This window comes from Microbacterium sp. PF5 (genome assembly GCF_004794315.1).
Taxonomy (GTDB): Bacteria; Actinomycetota; Actinomycetes; order Actinomycetales; family Microbacteriaceae; genus Microbacterium; species Microbacterium sufflavum.
The window spans coordinates 1-1807 of record NZ_SSDQ01000101.1 but is presented as its reverse complement, the minus strand read 5'-3'; the positions used below and the strand labels follow the sequence as shown (position 1 = coordinate 1807).

The window sequence follows — 1807 nt, the reverse complement described above, 5'->3', positions numbered from 1 at the left end:
GGTGCCCGCGACCGGGGCGGCCGGGGCGGTGCCGGACGGTACGGCGGGCGCGGAGGCGGCGGGGCGCGGCGCCTCGGCGAGCACGGGTGCCGGACCCGCGGAGCCCCCGAGGGCCTCGGCGTCGGCCGGCTCCAGCTCGGCGCTGACCGCGGCGGCCAGGACGATCCCGGTGTGCACGGGCAGGGCGGTGCCGGCGTCGTCGTCGTCCACCGTGATCTCGACCGCCGACGCACCGGGGACGAACCGCTCGCTCCACGTGGTCACGTCGGCGCCGGAGAACGACGCGGTCTCGCTGTCCGCGCCGGTCACGCGCACCGTGAGGGCTCCGCGCACGGCCACGCGGGCGTCGGACCCCTCCAGCACGGCCGCGACGAACGGCGGCATCGCGGAGAACGAACCGCCGGCCTGCGTCGTGAGCACGTCGATGACCGTGGCGAGGCTGCGCTCCGCGGGCAGGCGCTCCCAGAGCGTCGTCACGGTCGCGCCGGGCACGTCGGGCGGCAGCGCCACCAGGGCGCCGGGGATCACGATCAGGTACCACGGTCCCGGTCGGTAGATCGTCTGCATCAGCGAACCCCTCCTGCTGCGGCCTCGCGCGGGCGCGTGTCGGCGTCGATGTCGGTGTCGTCGGACAGCAGCAGCGTGCCCGGTCGCGACGCGACCGACACCGCGTCGACGACGACCACGGTGATGTTGTCCCGGCCACCGGCCTGCACGGCCTCGTCGACCAGGAGGTCGGCGGCGCGCTGCGGATCAGGCTCCGCGCCGAGGATCTGGGTGATGCGGGCGTCGGGCACCTCGGTCGTGAGCCCGTCGGAGCAGATGAGCATGCGGTCGCCGAGCTCGGCCGGGAACAGCCAGTAGTCCGCGTCGCCCGTGCTGCTCGCGCCGATCGCGCGCGTGATGATGTTGCGGCGGCGGTCGTGCGCGGCCTCCTCGATCGTCAGCTCGCCCGACTCGATGAGCTCCTGCACCACCGAGTGGTCGACGCTGATCTGCTCCAGCTCGCCGTCCGCGAAGCGGTAGGTGCGCGAGTCGCCGATGTTGACCGTGAGCCAGTAGCCCATGCCCTCGACCGAGGCGACGACCACGCCGCTGAGAGTGGTGCCCGCGCGGCCGTTGCCGGTCGTGGACAGCTCCTCGACCGCCGTGCGCGCCCGCGCCAGCGCCTCGAGCAGGTCGTCGAGCTCCAGGTCGGTGCGACCGATGAAGCGCGCGAACTCGTCGATCACCGCGGCGCTCGCGCGCTCCCCCGCCTCGTGGCCGCCCATGCCGTCGGCGACCAGGAACAGGGGGGAGCTGGCCATGTAGGCGTCTTCGTTGAGCGGGCGGCGCAGACCCGAGTGGGTCGCAGCCCCCGTGGACACCACGAGCGGGGCGGTCATGCGTAACCTCCGACCATCACCACGCGGTCGCCGATCTCGATCACGTCGCCGAGCCGGATCGGCACGCGCTGGCCGGCCGGGCACGCGATGCGCTGACCGTCGCGCACGATCGTGAGGCCGTTCGTGGAGTGCCGGTCGAGCACCCAGCCACCCGAGGCCTCGGACGCGGCCTCGAAGTGCGTCTTCGACAGCGACAGCGTCTCGTCGCGCACGGGCACGATCACCGCGCCCTCCTCGACCGCGGGGTTGCGGCCGAACACCGTGCGCCGCGAGACCGGGACGCGGGTGCCGTCGTCCCACGTGAAGACCAGCCGGTGCCCGGGGATGCTGATGCGCGTCTCCTCCAGGTCGTCGGTCGCGGGCGCGACGACGGCGGGGGCAGGCGCGGCGGGCGCGGATGCGGCGGGCGCGGATGCGGGGGC

General features: G+C 74.5%; 2 protein-coding genes and 1 pseudogene. All 3 read right to left on the bottom strand.

Features of this window, described 5'->3' with window-relative positions; all coding sequences use genetic code 11:
• Window positions 1-567: pseudogene (locus DW297_RS07810) on the bottom strand (hypothetical protein); the annotation flags it as partial.
• Complete coding sequence (locus DW297_RS07805) at window positions 567-1385, bottom strand: PP2C family protein-serine/threonine phosphatase (RefSeq protein ID WP_136031075.1); 819 nt, start codon at window positions 1383-1385, stop codon at window positions 567-569. The gene DW297_RS07805 and the pseudogene DW297_RS07810, both read right to left, overlap by 1 nt.
• The coding region (locus DW297_RS18875) for an FHA domain-containing protein (RefSeq protein WP_240744552.1) at window positions 1382-1807 on the bottom strand (426 nt) is incomplete at its 5' end. The genes DW297_RS07805 and DW297_RS18875, both read right to left, overlap by 4 nt.